The sequence below is a fragment of the Streptomyces sp. NPDC127084 genome, assembly GCF_042724175.1.
In the GTDB taxonomy this organism is placed as follows: domain Bacteria; phylum Actinomycetota; class Actinomycetes; order Streptomycetales; family Streptomycetaceae; genus Streptomyces.
The window spans coordinates 47,617-65,588 of sequence record NZ_JBHXFA010000002.1; the positions used below are offsets into that span (position 1 = coordinate 47,617).

General features: G+C 69.7%; 19 protein-coding genes and 1 riboswitch. Of the genes, 14 read left to right on the forward strand and 5 right to left on the reverse strand.

Going from position 1 to position 17,972, the window contains the following annotated elements:
* Window positions 1–135 precede the first annotated feature (135 nt).
* From ACFWI9_RS01075 to gcvT, 4 genes are all read right to left on the reverse strand, one after another.
* The gene (locus ACFWI9_RS01075; protein ID WP_387158050.1) at window positions 136–1,503 is read right to left on the reverse strand and encodes an L-serine ammonia-lyase; all 1,368 of its coding nucleotides are present in this window, start codon (window positions 1,501–1,503) and stop codon (window positions 136–138) included.
* 138 nt (window positions 1,504–1,641) lie between these two features.
* On the reverse strand, window positions 1,642–2,901 hold the full coding sequence (gene glyA, locus ACFWI9_RS01080) for a serine hydroxymethyltransferase (protein ID WP_387158052.1): 1,260 nt from the start codon (window positions 2,899–2,901) through the stop codon (window positions 1,642–1,644).
* A gap of 43 nt (window positions 2,902–2,944) precedes the next feature.
* Entirely contained in the window at window positions 2,945–3,319 is a 375-nt protein-coding gene (gcvH, locus tag ACFWI9_RS01085) for a glycine cleavage system protein GcvH (RefSeq protein ID WP_387158054.1), read from the reverse strand.
* A 75-nt stretch (window positions 3,320–3,394) separates the two neighbouring features.
* A complete protein-coding gene (gcvT, locus tag ACFWI9_RS01090) occupies window positions 3,395–4,510 on the reverse strand; it encodes a glycine cleavage system aminomethyltransferase GcvT (RefSeq protein ID WP_387158055.1) in 1,116 nt (371 codons plus the stop codon).
* A gap of 160 nt (window positions 4,511–4,670) precedes the next feature.
* Window positions 4,671–4,798: riboswitch (glycine riboswitch) on the reverse strand.
* 128 nt (window positions 4,799–4,926) lie between these two features.
* Here gcvT and ACFWI9_RS01095 point away from each other — a divergent pair.
* The 11 genes from ACFWI9_RS01095 (at window position 4,927) to ACFWI9_RS01145 (ending at window position 16,145) form a co-directional block, all read left to right on the forward strand.
* The gene (locus ACFWI9_RS01095) at window positions 4,927–5,682 is read left to right on the forward strand and encodes an AAA family ATPase (RefSeq protein ID WP_387158057.1); all 756 of its coding nucleotides are present in this window, start codon (window positions 4,927–4,929) and stop codon (window positions 5,680–5,682) included.
* A gap of 210 nt (window positions 5,683–5,892) precedes the next feature.
* Entirely contained in the window at window positions 5,893–6,645 is a 753-nt protein-coding gene (locus ACFWI9_RS01100; protein WP_387158059.1) for an enhanced serine sensitivity protein SseB, read from the forward strand.
* A 104-nt stretch (window positions 6,646–6,749) separates the two neighbouring features.
* Window positions 6,750–7,547, forward strand: coding sequence for an enhanced serine sensitivity protein SseB C-terminal domain-containing protein (locus ACFWI9_RS01105; RefSeq protein WP_387158061.1), 798 nt, complete (start codon window positions 6,750–6,752; stop codon window positions 7,545–7,547).
* A 228-nt stretch (window positions 7,548–7,775) separates the two neighbouring features.
* Window positions 7,776–9,440: an ABC transporter substrate-binding protein gene (locus ACFWI9_RS01110; protein WP_387158063.1), complete on the forward strand. Its 1,665-nt coding sequence runs from the start codon at window positions 7,776–7,778 to the stop codon at window positions 9,438–9,440.
* Window positions 9,441–9,546: 106 nt separating this feature from the next.
* Window positions 9,547–10,542: an ABC transporter permease gene (locus ACFWI9_RS01115; protein ID WP_387158064.1), complete on the forward strand. Its 996-nt coding sequence runs from the start codon at window positions 9,547–9,549 to the stop codon at window positions 10,540–10,542.
* Window positions 10,542–11,504 (forward strand): ABC transporter permease, encoded by a 963-nt coding sequence (locus tag ACFWI9_RS01120; protein WP_387158065.1) that lies wholly within the window; start codon window positions 10,542–10,544, stop codon window positions 11,502–11,504. The genes ACFWI9_RS01115 and ACFWI9_RS01120 overlap by 1 nt, the downstream gene beginning before the upstream one ends.
* Window positions 11,505–11,508: 4 nt before the next feature.
* Complete coding sequence (locus ACFWI9_RS01125; RefSeq protein WP_387158067.1) at window positions 11,509–12,501, forward strand: ABC transporter ATP-binding protein; 993 nt, start codon at window positions 11,509–11,511, stop codon at window positions 12,499–12,501.
* A complete protein-coding gene (locus ACFWI9_RS01130) occupies window positions 12,498–13,583 on the forward strand; it encodes an ABC transporter ATP-binding protein (protein ID WP_387158068.1) in 1,086 nt (361 codons plus the stop codon). The genes ACFWI9_RS01125 and ACFWI9_RS01130 overlap by 4 nt, the downstream gene beginning before the upstream one ends.
* A 338-nt stretch (window positions 13,584–13,921) precedes the next feature.
* Complete coding sequence (locus tag ACFWI9_RS01135; RefSeq protein ID WP_387158142.1) at window positions 13,922–14,605, forward strand: trimeric intracellular cation channel family protein; 684 nt, start codon at window positions 13,922–13,924, stop codon at window positions 14,603–14,605.
* A gap of 26 nt (window positions 14,606–14,631) precedes the next feature.
* Window positions 14,632–15,498, forward strand: coding sequence for a thioesterase family protein (locus ACFWI9_RS01140; RefSeq protein ID WP_387158070.1), 867 nt, complete (start codon window positions 14,632–14,634; stop codon window positions 15,496–15,498).
* Between the two features lie 131 nt (window positions 15,499–15,629).
* The gene (locus ACFWI9_RS01145; protein ID WP_387158071.1) at window positions 15,630–16,145 is read left to right on the forward strand and encodes a hypothetical protein; all 516 of its coding nucleotides are present in this window, start codon (window positions 15,630–15,632) and stop codon (window positions 16,143–16,145) included.
* A gap of 21 nt (window positions 16,146–16,166) precedes the next feature.
* On the opposite strand, the gene ACFWI9_RS01150 is transcribed toward ACFWI9_RS01145, so the two are convergent.
* On the reverse strand, window positions 16,167–16,832 hold the full coding sequence (locus tag ACFWI9_RS01150) for a TetR family transcriptional regulator (protein WP_387158072.1): 666 nt from the start codon (window positions 16,830–16,832) through the stop codon (window positions 16,167–16,169).
* Between the two features lie 87 nt (window positions 16,833–16,919).
* Between ACFWI9_RS01150 and ACFWI9_RS01155 the strand changes: the two genes are divergently transcribed.
* The 3 genes from ACFWI9_RS01155 to ACFWI9_RS01165 form a co-directional block, all read left to right on the forward strand.
* Complete coding sequence (locus ACFWI9_RS01155) at window positions 16,920–17,078, forward strand: hypothetical protein (RefSeq protein ID WP_387158074.1); 159 nt, start codon at window positions 16,920–16,922, stop codon at window positions 17,076–17,078.
* Between the two features lie 16 nt (window positions 17,079–17,094).
* Window positions 17,095–17,370, forward strand: a complete 276-nt coding sequence (locus tag ACFWI9_RS01160) for a DUF4190 domain-containing protein (protein WP_387158076.1) — start codon at window positions 17,095–17,097, stop codon at window positions 17,368–17,370.
* A gap of 264 nt (window positions 17,371–17,634) precedes the next feature.
* Window positions 17,635–17,972, forward strand: a 338-nt coding sequence (locus tag ACFWI9_RS01165; RefSeq protein WP_387158143.1) for an aminotransferase class V-fold PLP-dependent enzyme, incomplete at its 3' end; no start/stop codon positions are given.

Sequence of the window (17,972 nt, forward strand, 5' to 3'; positions counted from 1 at the left end):
CACCCCCCACACAAACCCCCCCCCCCCCCCCCCGCCCACCACCTCCTCGGCGCTAGCCGCCCCGGGTCTCCCCAAAGGGGGGGGCCCGGGGTCGGCCGACCGGGGCACACCCTTTGTCCGTCCGTCACGGTCCTACTAGCACTCGATGATGTTGACGGCGAGGCCGCCGCGCGCCGTCTCCTTGTACTTCACCGACATGTCCGCGCCGGTGTCCTTCATGGTCTTGATGACCTTGTCCAGCGAGACCTTGTGGCTGCCGTCGCCGCGCATCGCCATCCGGGCCGCCGTGACCGCCTTCACCGCGGCCATGCCGTTGCGCTCGATGCACGGGATCTGGACCAGACCGCCCACCGGGTCGCAGGTCAGGCCCAGGTTGTGCTCCATGCCGATCTCCGCGGCGTTCTCCACCTGCTCGGGGGAGCCGCCCAGGACCTCGGCGAGGGCGCCGGCGGCCATGGAGCAGGCGGAGCCGACCTCGCCCTGGCAGCCGACCTCGGCACCGGAGATGGAGGCGTTCTCCTTGAAGAGCATGCCGATGGCGCCCGCGGCGAGCAGGAAGCGGACCACGCCCTCCTCGTCGGCGCCGGGGATGAAGTTCATGTAGTAGTGCAGGACCGCCGGGATGATGCCCGCGGCGCCGTTGGTCGGGGCGGTCACGACCCGGCCGCCGGCCGCGTTCTCCTCGTTCACGGCCATCGCGTAGAGCGTGATCCACTCCATCGACAGGGCCTGCGGGTCGCCCTCAGAGCGAAGCTTGCGCGCGGTGGTGGCGGCGCGGCGGCGGACCTTGAGGCCGCCTGGCAGGATGCCCTCGCGGGACATTCCACGAGAGACACAGGCCTGCATGACCCGCCAGATGTCCAGCAGCCCCTCGCGGATCTCGTCCTCGGTGCGCCAGGCCTTCTCGTTCTCCAGCATCAGCGAGGAGATCGACAGGCCCGTCTCGCGGGACAGGCGCAGCAGTTCGTCACCGGTGCGGAAGGGGTACTTCAGCACGGTGTCGTCCAGCTTGATCCGGTCCTCGCCGACCGCGTCCTCGTCCACGACGAAGCCGCCGCCGACCGAGTAGTAGGTCTTCTCCAGCAGCGTGGCGCCCTCGGCGTCGTAGGCCCACAGGGTCATACCGTTCGCGTGGTACGGGAGGGTCTTGCGGCGGTGCAGGACCAGGTCCTCGTCGAAGTCGAAGCCGATCTCGTGCGCCCCGAGCAGGCTGATCCGCTTGCTGCTCCTGATCTGCTCCACCCGCTCGTCGGCCGTCTCGACGTCGACGCTGCGGGGCGACTCGCCCTCCAGGCCGAGCAGGACGGCCTTCGGGGTGCCGTGGCCGTGGCCGGTCGCGCCGAGTGAGCCGTACAGCTCGCCGCGCACCCGCGCGGTGTGGGCCAGCAGGCCCTCGTTCTTCAGCCGACGGGCGAAAAGGACGGCGGCCCTCATCGGGCCGACCGTGTGGGAGCTGGACGGGCCTATTCCGATCGAGAACAGGTCGAAGACCGAGATGGCCACGGTGGTACTCCTTGCGGGGTGGTAGACGCCGTTGTCTGCCAGGGTCGTGCAGATAGACAAACACGCGGTGCGTGGTACGGGGCATCGCATTCACCGAAAGTGCTTGCGATGCCCCGTTCAGTTATTCGCCTCTGGCTGCTACAGACCAGGGTAAAGCGGGTGCTTCTCGGCCAGCGCCGTCACGCGTGCGCTCAGCGCCTTCGCGTCGTAGCTCGGCTTCAGCGTCTCGGCGATGATGTCCGCCACCTCGCGGAAGTCGTCGGCCTGGAAACCGCGGGTCGCGAGGGCCGGCGTACCGATCCGCAGACCCGAGGTGACCATCGGCGGGCGCGGGTCGTTCGGGATGGCGTTCCGGTTGACCGTGATGCCGACCTCGTGGAGGCGGTCCTCGGCCTGCTGGCCGTCGAGCTCGGAGTTGCGCAGGTCGACCAGGACCAGGTGCACGTCCGTGCCGCCGGACAGGACGGAGACACCGACCTCCGTCACATCGGCCTGCACCAGGCGCTCGGCGAGGATTCGCGCGCCGTCCAGGGTGCGCTGCTGGCGCTCCTTGAAGTCCTCGGAGGCCGCGACCTTGAAGGAGACCGCCTTGGCCGCGATCACATGCTCCAGCGGACCACCCTGCTGACCGGGGAAGACCGCGGAGTTGATCTTCTTGGCCAGCTCGGAGGTGCACAGGATCACACCGCCGCGCGGGCCGCCCAGCGTCTTGTGGGTGGTCGTGGTCACGACATGGGCGTGCGGCACCGGGTTGGGGTGCAGGCCCGCGGCGACCAGGCCCGCGAAGTGGGCCATGTCGACCATCAGATACGCGCCGACCTCGTCCGCGATCCGGCGGAAGGCGGCGAAGTCCAGCTGACGCGGGTACGCCGACCAGCCGGCCACGATCAGCTTGGGCTTGGACTCCTTGGCGAGCCGCTCGACCTCGGCCATGTCGACCTGGCCGGTGGCGTCGTCCACGTGGTAGGCGACCACGTTGTAGAGCTTGCCGGAGAAGTTGATCTTCATGCCGTGGGTCAGGTGCCCGCCGTGCGCGAGGTTCAGACCCATGATCGTGTCGCCCGGCTTCAGCAGCGCGAACATCGCCGCCGCGTTGGCCTGGGCGCCCGAGTGCGGCTGCACGTTGGCGTGCTCGGCGCCGAACAGCTCCTTGATGCGGTCGATGGCGATCTGCTCGACCACGTCGACGTGCTCGCAGCCGCCGTAGTAGCGGCGGCCCGGGTAGCCCTCGGCGTACTTGTTGGTCAGGACGGAGCCCTGGGCCTCCATGACCGCGACCGGAGCGAAGTTCTCCGAGGCGATCATCTCCAGGGTGGACTGCTGGCGGTGGAGCTCGGCGTCGACGGCGGCGGCGACGTCCGGGTCGAGCTCGTGCAGGGGGGTGTTCAGAAGCGACATCACGCGATCCCTTGTGGCTGGGGCTGCGGCCGGTGGCCGTGGGTCAGCTGGCGAACTCGGTGTACTCGTCGGCGGAGAGCAGATCGGCAGGCTCCTCCGCGACGCGTACCTTGAACAGCCAGCCACCCTCGAACGGAGCGGTGTTGACCAGGGACGGGTCGCCTACGACGTCGTCGTTGACCTCGGTGACCTCGCCGGACACCGGGGAGTACAGGTCGCTGACCGACTTGGTCGACTCCAGCTCGCCGCAGGTCTCGCCCGCGGTCACCGTGTCACCGACCTCGGGGAGCTGCACATAGACGACATCGCCCAGGGCGTTCGCCGCGTGCTCCGTGATACCGACCGTCGACACGCCGTCCTCGGCGGCCGACAGCCACTCGTGCTCCTTGCTGTACCGCAGCTGCTGGGGGTTGCTCATGGCCTGAATTCTCCTGTACGCGGGGAAGTGCTGCTGACGGGGGCTGCTGATGGGCTGCCGGGAGGCAGCTGGGGACTACTTCTGGCGCTTGTAGAAGGGGAGCGCGACGACCTCGTACGGCTCATGGGTACCGCGGATGTCGACGCCGACACCCGTGCTGCCCGGCGCGGCGTGCGCCGCGTCCACGTAGGCCATGGCGATCGGCTTGCCCAGAGTGGGGGAGGGGGCGCCGGAGGTGACCTCGCCGACGACCTCGCCGTCCACGACCACCGACATCCCGGCGCGCGGCACCCGGCGGCCCTCGGCGACCAGCCCGACCAGCTTGCGCGGCGGGTTGGAGGCGGCACGCTCGGCGGCGGCCTCAAGGGCGGTCCGGCCCACGAAGTCGCCTTCCTTCTCGAACTTCACGACCCGGCCCAGACCCGCGTCGAACGGGGTGAGCGAGGTGGTCAGCTCGTGCCCGTACAGCGGCATGCCCGCCTCCAGGCGCAGCGTGTCGCGGCAGGAGAGGCCGCAGGGCACGAGACCGGCGGGCTCGCCCGCCTCGGTCAGCGCCTGCCACAGCTTCTCGGCGTGCTGCGGCTCCACGAAGAGCTCGAAGCCGTCCTCGCCGGTGTAGCCGGTACGGGCGATCAGCGCGGGGACCCCGGCGACGGTGCCGGGCAGGCCCGCGTAGTACTTCAGACCGTCCAGGTCGGCGTCCGTGAGCGACTTCAGGATGCCGGGGGACTCCGGACCCTGGACCGCGATCAGCGCGTAGGCGTCGCGGTCGTCGCGCACGGCGGCGTCGAAGCCGTCGGCGCGGGTGGTCAGGGCGTCCAGCACGATCTGCGCGTTGGAGGCGTTGGCGACGACCATGTACTCCTGCTCGCCGAGCCGGTAGACGATCAGGTCGTCGAGGATCCCACCGTCCTCCTGGCAGATCATCGTGTAACGCGCCCGGCCGACCCCGACCCCGCCGATGTTGCCGACCAGCGCGTAGTCCAGAAGGGCTGCGGCCTGCGGTCCGGTCACCGTGATCTCGCCCATGTGTGACAGGTCGAAGAGACCGGCTTTGGTACGCACGGCGTTGTGCTCGTCGCGCTCACTGCCGTACCGCAGCGGCATGTCCCAGCCGGCGAAGTCGGTCATGGTCGCGCCCAGCGAGCGGTGCAGCGCGTCGAGGGCCGTGTGACGGGGGGTGGTGCTCATTGGATAGGACTCCCAGGGCATGACTGGCGAGGACGATCCTCCCCATCTGTCATGAAACCTGAGAGGTTCGTCATGGCCCGGTGTACACGGCGTACGGGCGGGGCATGACTTGCACCTTGGGTGGAGCCGCAGCTGGCTGCGGCCCGCTTTTCAGATCTGCCTCATCCACGCGGTACGGGGCCTGAGAGATTCAAGGGAGGGACTTGCTCCTTCGGCGCCCGGTGAACGCTCACATGGTGACCACAGGTACACACGTGACGATGACCGGGACTCTCCCGCGCGGATTCAAGCGGCCGGTATGCAGTTGGCGGGCTCATCATCGCACGGGTGTCACGATCGGCAAATCACTTGATGGTCATTACCCTTTCTTTAGGCTTCTTGGGCAGGGTCTCTGCGACCCGACAAGGGGGAGTGCGATGACGTTGGAGCAGTCAGGTGCCTCGATGACGACAACACCCGGCGTTTCCGGAGTGCCCGCCGGGGCTCGGCTGCCCGGGCGGGTGCGCGGGCTCCTGGGCGTGGGCGGTGCGGGCGGCATAAGCGGCGTGGGTGACGTGGGTCGCGTGGGCCTCCACGCGCCCGCGACCCGCAGGCCCGTGGTGCGCGATCTGCGGGACCGCGCCGGGCGGAGCCCGCGAGTCCTGGAGTTCGCCGCAGGGGACGTGGTGGTGATCTCCGGTCTGCCCGGAAGCGGCAAGTCCACCCTGATCCGGCGTGCGGCGGACGGCCGCGGGATCGACTCCCAGGACACCCGCGACCGCTGGGACAGCCGGATGCCAAGGCTGCTGCCGTACGCGGTGTACCGCCCTTTGGTCCGCGCCGCCCACTACGCGGGTCTGTGGCGTGTGCTCCGCTCCGGCTCCGGGGTGATCGTGCACGACTGCGGCACCCAGTCCTGGGTCCGCCGCTGGCTGGCCCGAGAGGCCCGGCGCCGCGGCAGCTCCCTCCATCTCCTCCTGCTGGACGTCACGCCGGCCGTCGCCCGTGCGGGCCAGCACGAGCGGGGCCGCGGAGTCTCCCCGTACGCCTTCGCCCGCCACCGCCGCGCGGTCTCCCGGCTGGTGCGGGACGCCGAGCGCGGGCGGCTTCCGGCGGGGTGCGCTTCGGCGACCCTGCTGGACCGGGACGCGGCGACCGTGCTGAAGCGGATCGGCTTCGGCGAACGGGTGTGAGACCCGGGGCCAGCGTGAGACCCGGGCACTGTGACGGCTCCGTCGCTTCGCCTCCGGTCCGCTCCCCATGGGCGTTCGAGTGGGTACCCGTTCGTGAGCCGCCGTGCCCCGGCCCGCTTACGCCATTACGGTTACTCTGCTGGCGCGGAAAATTCTGGCGCGGAAGGGCGTGCCCGGACCGACCGGGCGGACGGGGAAGCAGGGAACGTAGTGGACACGACATGGCCCTCCAATGAGCTGGAGGAGGTGCTGGCCGCTTCCATCGGGATGCCCGGCGCGGGAGGCCGGCTCGTCGAGGTGCTCGGCCGCAGCCACGTCTGGGTGCCCCTGCCCAACGGAGGCGGACCGGACAGCCCAAGCCTCGACCTGCCGACGCTGGAGATAGACGGGGCGCCGTATGTGCCCGTCTACAGCTCACACCAGCAGTTCGTGCGGTGTCTGGGCGAGAACATTTCCGGCACCGTGGCGCCCGCGGTCGAGTTCGCCCGCGGGCTGCCGCCGCAGTTGGGTATCGCGGTGAACCCCGGCGGCGCCGTCGGGGTACCCCTGCCACCGCCGGCCGTCGCCGAACTGTGCCGGGCCGGCCGAACCCCCCTGGACGGGCCCGCGAGCGGCGCCCGGGTGCGGCTGTTCGAGCCGGACTGGCAGGAGGAACCCATCGACTTCCTCGCCGCCGCGGCGGGAGAGTTCGAGGAGACCGGTGTCGTGCAGACCGCGCGCCGGGTCCTGGCGAGCATCGAGGGCGAGGCCCCGACCCTGTTCATCGGCGTCCAGATGTCCGCCTGGGAGGGCCGCCACCGCACCGCCCCGATGGACGCACTCGGTCGCGCGCTGGACCGGGTACCCGTGAAATGGCCGGTCAACCTGGTCCTGCTGGACATCGCCCAGGACCCGGTGGGGGACTGGATGCTGAACCGGGTGCGACCCTTCTACACCCGGCAGTACCCCCCGTCGCACGCCTAGGTGTGCCCGGACGTGCGCGCAATGGCAGGGCAGGCGTCCGGTCGGTGTCGGTACGGCCGCATAAGCTGGTTTCCAAGAACGGATCGAAGAGGGGCGGGATCCAAGTGAGCGCGTCGGGCACTGCGGCGGCCGGGCAGGTCGAGCACATGCTGCGCCAGGTGACGCCCGGGCGGTACGACGCCTACGAGGCCCTGCTGCACGCACTCGCCGACCCCACGGGCGGTCGACTGTGGATGCTGCTGTGGCACGGCCAACCCGGCTCCGCCGACGCCCAGTACGGGAACATGGAGGTCGACGGCCAGCTCTACGCCCCGTGCGTCACCTCCACCCAGGAGCTCACCGCCTCCGGCTGGGACCGCGCACACGAGGTGACCGGTGCCCTGGACATCGCCCGTGCCCTCTTCCCGGACCGCTACGGCATCTGGCTGAACCCGCATGCCCCGGGCGGCGGCGTCGGCATCCCCTGGCCGGATCTGCGCCGTATCGCCACCGGTCTCGACCGGATGCCCGCAGGACCGCTGCGGTTGACCGACCCCGCCATCGAACTCCCGCAGTTCTACGCACTCCTCACACAGAACGCGCACCGCACCCCCGCCATCCGCTCGCTGCGCCGGGTCTGGGTACAGCCGGCGCTGGGTGCCCCGTATCTCGCCATCGGTCTCGACCTCTATGACGCGGGGCAGCAGTCCGTCGAGAGCGTGCGGGCGATGATGCAGCAGTCCATCGCCGCTGTCCCGGACGGGCTTCCCGTCTCGACCGTCGCCATGTCCGACGAGTACGACCCGGTGGCGATGTGGCTGCGGGCCGGCGCCCGCCCGTTCTACGACCGTGAGGCGCACGGCGGACCGGCCCAGTCCCCGCAGCCCGGTTACGGCTACCCGCCCCCCGCGCAGTACCGCTGAGCTGCTGCGCTGTCGGCGTCGCGCGCCCTGCGCCCGCGGTTCGTCTCCTCAACGGCCTTGTGTGTCCGGGAAGTTAAACGAAGCGCCATGATGTCCCGCATCCGCCCGATTTGCCAAGTGTCCGGGTCTCAGCTCGGTATCACCGTTATACGGACTGTTCTCCGCGCTGACATGCGTGAGTAGTGTTCGGCCGGTCAACACCACACATGGCGACCCAGGGGTGGACCCATGCGAATATTCAAGTCCCGAGCCGTCCGGGCGATGACGGCTGTCCTTGCGGTCGGCCTGATCGCCACCGGCTGCTCCAGCGAGCGGGGCGACGGCGACAAGGGTGCAGGGGACACTTTTGTCTTCGGTGCGCCAGGTGACCCGGGCGCCCTCGACCCGGCCCTCGCGTCCGACGGTGAGACCTTCCGGGTCACCCGTCAGGCGTTCGAGGCGCTGCTGGAGCACGAGTCCGGCGGCAGCAAGCTCGTCGGCGGTCTCGCCGAGAAGTGGTCCAGCGACCCGGCCGGCAAGGTCTGGACCTTCAACCTGCGCAAGGGTGTGAAGTTCCACGACGGCGAGGCGCTCAACGCCGCCGCGGTCTGCGCCAACTACGACCACTGGTTCAACTGGAAGGGCACCTACCAGTCCAGTGCGGTCTCCTACTACTGGCAGACCATCATGGGCGGGTTCAAGGTCAACGAGGACAAGGAAGCGCCGAAGGCGAACTACAAGTCCTGCACCGCCAAGGACGAGAACACCGCGGTCATCGAGGTCAACGAGCCCTCGGCGAACCTGCCCGGCGGCTTCTCGCTCCAGGCTCTCGCGATCCACTCGCCGAAGGCCATCAAGGAGTACGAGAAGCAGGACGCCAGCGCCAAGGGCGACGCCATCACGTACCCCAAGTACAGCCAGGAGGCCGGCACGGTCGCCGGTACCGGCCCGTACAAGATCACGAAGTGGAACAAGGCGAACAAGGAAGTCAGCCTTGAGCGCTTCGATGACTACTGGGGCGAGAAGGCGAAGGTGAAGAACCTCGTCTTCCGCACCATCGACACCGAGGACGGCCGTCGTCAGGCCCTCCAGGCCGGTGACATCAACGGCTACGACCTGGTCGCGCCCGCCGACATCAAGACGCTCCAGGGCGCCGGCTTCGAGGTGCCGACCCGCGACGTCTTCAATATCTTCTACCTCGGTATGTCCCAGGAGAAGAACCCGGCGCTGAAGAAGCCCCAGGTCCGCCAGGCCATCGCGCACGCCATCGACCGCGAGAACCTGGTCAAGACCCAGCTTCCCGAGGGCGGCAAGGTCGCGACCCAGTTCATGCCCGACACGGTCGCCGGCCACTCGGACAAGGTGAAGACGTACGCCTTCGACACCGCCAAGGCCAAGTCGCTGCTGGCGACCGCGAAGGAGAGCAGCCTCGCGGTCGAGTTCTGCTACCCGACCGAGGTCACCCGCCCGTACATGCCCGCTCCCCAGGACATCTTCGAGCTGATCAAGGCCGACCTGGAAAAGGCCGGTATCAAGGTCACCCCGAAGCCGATGAAGTGGGCCCCGGACTACCTGGACGCCACCGAGGCCGGTTCCTGCGACCTGCACATGCTGGGCTGGACCGGTGACTTCAACGACGGCTACAACTTCATCGGCACCTGGTTCGCCGGGTACGACAAGCAGTGGGGCTTCAAGGACGAGAAGGTCTTCCAGGCGGTGAAGGCCGGTTCCCTCGAGGCCGACCCGACCAAGCGTGTGGACCTCTACAAGGCTGCCAACGAGGCCATCATGGACTACCTGCCGGGTGTCCCGCTGTCCTCGTCGCCGCCCGCCATCGCGTTCGGCAAGAACGTCAACCCGCCGAAGGTCTCCCCGCTGACGCAGGAGAACTTCGCCGAGGTCTCCTTCAAGTAACACACCGCATGGGGGTCCGCCCGGCCGATGCACACTGTCGGCCGGGCGGACCCGCATCCCGTTTCCGTAGCTCTCGTACAACACAAGCAAGAAAGGGGCATGCGGGGTGTTGCGACTCGTCGTACGACGACTCCTACAGCTGATACCCACCCTGCTCGGCCTGTCGGTTCTGCTGTTCATCTGGCTGAACCGACTGCCCGGCGGACCCGCCTCAGCGATCCTGGGCGAGCGGGCGACCGAAGCCGAAGTGGCACGTATCAACCGGGCGCTCGGGCTCGACCAGCCGCTCTACGTCCAGTACGGACGTTTTCTGAAGCGCATCTTCGAACTGGACCTCGGCACCTCCACCCAGACCGGACAGCCGGTGTGGGACGAATTCGTCCGGCATTTCCCCGCGACGGTGGAACTCAGTGTCGCCGCGATGCTGATCGCCACCGCGGTCGGCATTCCGCTCGGATATCTGGCAGCGCGCAAGCGCGGCGGCTGGCTGGACGTGGCCTCGGTATCCGGATCACTCGTCGGAATCTGCATCCCGGTCTTCTTCCTCGCACAGCTCCTCAAGGGAGCCTTCGGTGAGACCTTCGGTACCTTCGGCCGTCTGACCAGCGGGATCGACGCCACCACCGTGACCGGTTTCGCCGTCCTCGACGGCATCCTCACCGGGGAGTTCGACGCTGCCTGGGACGCCCTCATGCATCTGGTACTGCCAGGGATCACCCTCGCCACCATCCCGCTGGCGGTCATCGTGCGTATGACCCGTGCCAGCGTGCTGGAGGTGCTCGGCGAGGACTACGTCCGCACCGCCGAGTCCAAGGGCCTGGAGCGCAAGGTCGTGCGCGGTCGGCACATCCTCCGCAACGCCCTGCTGCCCGTGATCACCGCCATCGGCCTGCTGACGGGCAGCCTGCTGTCCGGCGCCGTGCTCACCGAGTCGGTGTTCTCTTTCGGCGGTATCGGTTCCTTCATCCGTACCGCCATCGACGCCCGTGACTATCCGGTGCTCGTGGGCTTCATCATGTTCATCGCGGTGATGTACGTGCTGATCAACCTGCTGGTCGACATCGCGTACAGCATCATCGATCCGAGGGTGCGGGTGCACTGATGAGCCTGGCAACTACCAAGACATCCAAGATCGACCGGCTCGCGGAGCTCACCGCTAAGACCGAGGCATCCAGTGGCGCCAGCCTGTGGCGGGAGGCGTTCCGACGGCTGCGCTCCAGCAAGATGGCGATCATCGGTGCGGCGATCATCGCCGCGTTCGTCGTGATGGCGATCATCGGCCCGTGGATCGCCCCGCACTCGCCCACCGACCAGGCCTGGCGCGGCGAGGTATTCCCCAACCAGGGCAAGTTCATCGGAGCACGCGGCGAGAACTGGTTCGGTCTGGACCACCTCGGCCGCGACCTGTTCTCCCGGATGCTGGTCGGCGCACGGCAGACCCTGCTGGTCGGTGTGGTCTCGATGCTGATCGGCCTGATCGCCGGAGCACTGATAGGCGCCGTCTCGGGAGCCGCGGCCACCTTGGGTGGACGCGCGGGACAGCGCCTCGACGACGCCGTCATGCGTGTCACCGACATCATGCTGGCGCTGCCCTCGCTGCTGCTGGCCGTGTCCATCGCCGCGGTGATGGGCCAGTCGCTGACCACCGTGATGATCGCCGTCGGTGTGGTGCAGGTGCCGATCTTCGCCCGGTTGCTGCGCGGTTCGATGCTGGCGCAGGGCGGCAGTGACTACGTACTGGCGGCCCGCGCGCTCGGTATCCGCAAACAGCGCATCGTGCTCACCCAGATCATGCCCAACTCGCTGAGCCCGGTGATCGTCCAGGCGACGCTCAGCCTGGCCACCGCCATTATCGAGGCGGCCGCGCTGTCGTACCTGGGCCTCGGCAACCCCGACCCGGCCGTGCCGGAGTGGGGCGTGATGCTCTCCCAGGCCCAGCGGTTCTTCGACAATGAGCCGATGATGTCGATGTATCCGGCGGTCGGCATCATCATCACGGCCCTCGGCTTCACCCTCCTCGGCGAAGCCATGCGCGAAGCGCTCGACCCGAAGCTGCGAGGTTGATGTCATGCCACTGCTCACTGTGGACGAACTCACCGTCACCTTCGGCGGACGCGGCCGCAAGGAAGTCAGGGCCGTCAACGGAGTCTCGTTCTCCGTCGACCAGGGTCAGGTCGTGGGCCTGGTCGGCGAGTCCGGCTGCGGCAAGTCCGTCACCTCGCTGGCCCTGATGGGCCTGCTGCCGTCCAAAGGCGTCACCCTCGGCGGGCGCGCCGACTTCGACGGCACCGACCTGCTGTCGCTGGCCCCCCGCAAGATGCGGGACCTGCGCGGCAGCCGGCTGGCGATGATCTTCCAGGACCCGCTGTCGTCGCTGAACCCGGTCATCCCCATCGGGGTGCAGGTCACCGAGATCCTCCAGCGCCACCGGGGACTCAAGGGCGAGGCCGCCCGCAAGGAAGCCGCCCATCTGCTGGACCGGGTCGGCATCCCCGACCCGACGCGGCGGCTCAAGGAGTACCCGCACCAGCTCTCCGGCGGTATGCGCCAGCGCGCCCTGATCGCCATGGCGGTCGCATGCGCGCCGCGGCTGCTGATCGCGGACGAGCCGACCACCGCGCTCGACGTCACCATCCAGGCCCAGATCCTCGAACTCCTCAAGGAACTGGTGGACCAGGAGGGCACCGCCCTGCTGATGATCACCCACGATCTGGGGGTCGTCGCCGGGCTGTGCGACCAGGTCAACGTGCTGTACGCGGGCAAGGCGGTGGAGTCCGCGGGCCGCCGTGAGCTGTTCGCGCACCCGACGCACCCGTACACGCACGGTCTGCTCGGCTCCATCCCGCGGCTCGACGCACCGCGCGGTGAACCGCTCAACCCGATCCGCGGTTCCATCAACGACCAGATCGCCTGGGCCGAGGGCTGTGCCTTCGCCCCGCGCTGCGACCGCTACGAGATGGACTGCCTGACCGGCACGCCCCAACTGACCGAACCCCGCGAGCCAGGTCACCGGGCCCGCTGTGTCAACCCGGTCCTGGCCACCTCGGAGGTACCGGCATGAGCCTGCTCGAACTCGACGGAGTGAAGGTCCACTTCCCCGTCAAGAAGGGCGTCCTCTTCGACCGAACGGTCGGCCATGTCTACGCCGTCGACGGGATCTCGCTGTCGGTCGAGGCGGGCCAGACCTACGGACTCGTCGGCGAGTCCGGCTGCGGCAAGACCACGCTCGGGCGTGCGGTGCTGCGGCTGGTGGACGTCACCGACGGCAAGGTCGTGCTCGACGGCACGGATGTGGCGAAGCTCCCCGAGAAGGAGCTGCGCTCCTTCCGGCGGCGGCTCCAGATGGTCTTCCAGGACCCGCTGGGCAGCCTCAACCCCCGGCAGAACATCGAGTCGATCCTGTCCGAGGGCATGGCCGCGCACGGCATCGGCGCGAACCAGGAGGAGCGCCGGGAGAAGATCAAGGAGACCCTGGCGAAGGTGGGGCTTCCGGCGAACGCCCTGTCCCGCTACCCGCACGAGTTCTCCGGCGGCCAGCGCCAGCGCATCGGAATCGCGCGGGCGCTGGTGCTCGAACCGGACGTGATCATCTGCGACGAGCCGGTGTCCGCGCTGGACGTGTCCATCCAGGCGCAGGTCATCAACCTCCTGGAGGAGCTCCAGGAGTCCCTGGGCCTGACGTATCTGGTCATCGCCCATGACCTCGCGGTCGTCCGGCACATCTCGGACGTCATCGGGGTCATGTACCTGGGTGCGCTGGTGGAGGAGGCGCCGAGCGACGCGCTGTACGCGGAGCCGAAGCACCCGTACACCAAGGCGCTGATGTCGGCGGTGCCGGTCCCGGACCCGGAGGTCGAGGACCGCCGCGAGCGCATCCTGCTCCGGGGTGACCTGCCGTCCCCCGCGAACCCCCCTGCCGGGTGCCGCTTCCACACCCGCTGCCCCTGGGCGCAGGACCGATGCGCGACAGAGCGCCCCGAGTTGCGGGAGATCAGCAGTGGGCCCGCCGGCCACAAGGTGGCGTGCCACTTCACCGAGGAGATCGCCGCGGGCGACCTCGCCCGCACCTCGGGCGAGGTGGTCCCCGCGACCCGCGAGGGCGTCGAGGACGCGGAGCCCTCCGCGGCGCCTGCCTCGAAATAGCAAGCGGGGTGCGGTCCACCGGGCTTCGGCGTCCGGTGTACCGCACCCCGCGCCGCGCGGGTGCTGCCGTGAACCAGCACGGTCACGGACGCGAGCCCTGGAGCGGCCCCGACGGCAGCTTCCCGGGGCTGGGCAACGCCGACTACCGCGCCTGTCCGGCGCTTGAGGACGGACTCCCCGGCCCACCGCGCGGGGTGCGGTACACCGCGAAACCCGCCCACCCCGCACGGGGCGCATCCCCACGGGGTGCGGGCACGCCGCGAAATCCCCTCCGCACCCCGCGCCGCGAGGCGCACCGCGCACGTACCCCGCCGGAGGCGCACCGCACAATGGAGCGCGTGCTCCAGGAACTGTTCACCCCCTCCGTACAACACGCGCTCGACCTCGCCGGCATCTTCGTCTTCGCCATCTCCGGCGCCCTCCTCGCCGTCCGCAAGAACTTCGACGTCTTCGGCATCGCCGTCCTCGCGGAGAGCACCGCGCTGGGCGGTGGACTCTTCCGGGACCTGGTCATCGGGGCGGTGCCGCCCGCCGCGTTCACGGATCTGGGCTACTTCCTGATGCCGCTCGTCGCCGCCGCACTCGTCTTCTTCCTGCATCCGGAGGTCGAGCGCATCCAGGGCTCGGTCAACGTCTTCGACGCCGCCGGTCTCGGGCTGTTCTGTGTCACGGGAACCACGAAGGCGTACGAGTACGGCCTCGGACTGACGTCGTCCGCCGTGCTCGGGCTCGCCACCGCCGTCGGAGGCGGCGTGCTGCGGGATGTGCTCGCCAACGAGGTGCCCTCGCTGCTGCGCTGGGACCGGGATCTGTACGCCGTCCCCGCCATGGTCGGTGCCGCCATGGTGGCGCTCTGCATCAGGTTCGATGTGCTGAACGCGGCCACCAGCGGCCTCGCCGTGGTGACCGCGTTCGTCCTGCGTCTGCTCGCCCTGCGCTTCCACTGGCGGGCTCCACGTGCGTGGAACCGCAGGTCAGCGGCGAGTGAGACGGAGGAGACAGCAGAGAAAGCTACCGCTTAGTAGTTTCCTGCTGTACGGTGCACGCCATGGCACAGGCGGCACAGGCAACCATCGGGAACAGCGAGTTCGACCGCGACACCGCTGTCACCCTGCGAGACCCGGGACTCCCGGGCGTGTACCAGGCGGAGCTCTCCGCGGGCTGGACGATCATCCGGGCTGTCAACGGCGGCTATCTGCTGGCGATACTCGGGCGTGCGCTCGGTGACGCCCTCCCGCACCCGGACCCGTTCTCGGTATCGGCCCACTACCTGAGCGCCTCCGAGCCCGGCCCCGCGGTGATCCGCACCGAGGTCGTCCGCACCGGACGCACCGTCTCCACCGGCCAGGCGTCCCTGTTCCAGTACGCGGAGGACGGCACCGAGGTCGAGCGCATCCGCGTCCTCGCCACCTACGGCGACCTGGACAAGCTGCCCGACGACGTCCGGACGACCGCGAAGCCCCCGGCCATCCCGCCGTACGAGCTCTGCCTGGGCCCGGCAGACGGACCCGCGTCCGACGCCATCCCCGGCTCCACGGCCATCACCGAGCGTCTGGACATCAAGCTCGACCCCGCCACCGTCGGCTGGGCCGTGGGTGCCCCTTCCGGCAAGGGTGAGATGCGCGGCTGGTTCGGGCTGGCCGACGGCCGGGACGCGGACCCGCTGTCGCTGCTGCTGACGGTCGACGCGCTGCCGCCGACCGCCTTCGAGATCGGCATCCAGGGCTGGACCCCGACCGTCGAGCTCACCACGCACATCCGCTGCCGCCCGGCCCCCGGGCCGCTGCGCGTCGCCATCACCACCCGCAATCTCGCGGGCGGCTTCCTGGAGGAGGACGCCGAGGTCTGGGACAGCGCGGACCGTCTGGTCGCCCAGTCCCGCCAGCTGGCCAAGGTGCCCCTGCCCAGGCACTGAGGACGCCCGGCGCCGAAGCCCCGCAGCCGTACCGGCAATCGGCCGGGTTGCCCGGCGCACCGGCACTCGGCCGGGTGCCTGAGGAGTGTCGGTCCTCTGGGGCGACCGCGTCTCCGTGCGACGCTCGCCCGATGGATGTCAGCACGTTCTACGCGCTCTTCGCGGCGACCTGCTTCACGCTGGTGGGCCTGTGGTGGAACGTGGTGCAGGGGCACGCCGACTGGCTGCGCCTGCCGCCGCTGCGCCGGATCGTCGGCGGCGTCTACCTCTCTTTTCTGCTGCCTGCGGCGATGGGCCTGTTCGCCCAGGTCGGCGGGAGCGAAACCCCCGGTGTCTGGCGGGCCAGCTTCGTCGTACTCGCGGTTGTCGGCTGTGTGTCGACGCTGCGGCTGCTGGCGCGCGGACGCCGCGATGCCGCTTCGGGGCTGCTCAGCCCGGCCATGGGCGCGGCGGCCGGGATCTACGCGCTGATCGCCGTGGTGGGGGCGGCCCCCGAAGTCGCAGGTGCCATCGGCCTGTCGGCGCTCCAGGCCGAGGCTGTCCTGCTGATCCTGCTGGTCATGCTGGGGCACGGCCTGGTGTGGCGCTTCCTGGCGGGTGCCGGCCGGCCCGCGGACGCGGGGGATCGGGCTTCCCAGCGCGATTGACCGCGCGGAGGGGGCACGGGGTCAGTCGCGGGACCGGAAGGTGTCGTCCTCCAGCCAGTGACGGCGGCCCAGGGTGATGAGGCGCAGGCGGTTGCGGGCGACGCGGCCGACCTCCCGCTCGTCCGCCGCCGGATCGCCGCCGCTCTCCGTCTCGTACGCCGACAGAAACGCCGACGCGGTGAGCACCATGTGCTCCACGTAGAGCCCCGCCAGCATGCGCAGGTCCTCCTCCGTCCAGCCCTGGGAACCCGGTTCCGCGGCGAACGCCCTGGCCACCTCGACGGTGAACGAGTCCAGTTGGGTCGCGATGGCGGCGCGGACCCTGCTGGAACCGCCGTGCCGCTCGCGCGCGACGAAGCGGAAGTGGGCGGGCTGGGCCCGGACATGGCGTGCGATCAGGTCCACCGTGCGCGTGATGCGCAGCTCGGCGTCGCCCGTCTCCGCGAGCAGATCGGCGACCAGCCCGTGCAGGCTGCCCAGAGCCTCCTCCACCAGAGCCACACCGAGCTCCGCGAGATCCGTGAAGTGCCGGTAGAACGCCGCCGGCGCCACCCCGACGGCCCTGGTGACCTCACGCAGGCCGAGGCTGCTGAGGCTCTGGTGCTCAAGGAGGCGAAGCGCCGCGTCCAGGAGGGCCTGCCGGGTCTTCAGCTTCTGGGTCTGGCGGATGCCGAAGGTGTGACTCATGCCATTCAGTAAACATGTGTTCGCCGGTTCTGGGAATACTAGACTGAGAAGTCAGTGAACAGTCGTACTCTCAGTGAAAGGCTGATCATGATTGCCCTCGTTGCCGCGCTGCTCCTCCTGGGAGTCGTCCTGGGCGCCGTGGCACAGATCCCGCTTTCCGCGTCCGCCGCAGCGGCCACCGTCATCGGTATCTGGCTGCTCGTCTTCGCCGTACGCGAGCGCCGCGCACGCCGCCGTACCCACTGACTCCAGGGAGCAGGACATGGAACTCGCTTCTCCTACCCGACGGTTCACCAGCAGCACGCGCGACGCCGACGGGATGGCCGTCGCCTCCTTCGTGCTCGGGCTGCTCGGCCTGCTGGTGATGAACGTGATCCTCGGCCCCTCCGCGATCGTCCTCGGCGGTCTCGCCCTGCTGCGCGGCACCGCCCGCCGCGGGCGCGCCCTGCTCGGTCTCGGTCTCGGCATCGCCGACCTCGTCGTACTCGCTGTGCTCCTCGACAGCAGCAACGCCGTCGTCTGGAGCTTCGGCGGCTGATACCGCAGCGACTCCCGGCCGGGTTCCCCTGACGGCACCCGGCCGGGTTCCACCGGCCGGGCCGGTCGCCGAGTGTGTCCGGTCCGTTCGAGCGCAGCTGGTCCGTGCGGGTGCGCCCGGTCCGTACGAGTGGGCTGTCCGTACGAGTGCCACGGGGCACCCGGGGGCACGGCCGGGTGCCCCGTGACTCGTAGAATCGTGGGCACCATGGCATACCTCGACCACGCCGCGACCACTCCGATGCTTCCGGAAGCGGTCGAGGCGATGACCGCCCAGCTCGCCGTCACCGGCAACGCCTCGTCGTTGCACGCCGCGGGCCGCCGGGCCCGCCGTACCGTCGAGGAGGCCAGGGAGACACTCGCCGACGCGCTCGGCGCGCGCCCCAGCGAGGTCGTCTTCACCTCCGGTGGCACCGAGGCGGACAACCTCGCCGTCAAGGGCCTCTACTGGGCCCGCCGCGATGCCGACCCCCGTCGTACCCGGGTACTGTCCAGCCCCGGGGGGGCCCCCCCCGGGGGGCCCCCGGGGGCGCGCGGGGGAACGACCCGACGGGAGTGTGGACTTCCCTCAGCTTCCGGTCTCCCCTCCGCTGGGCCTCGGGG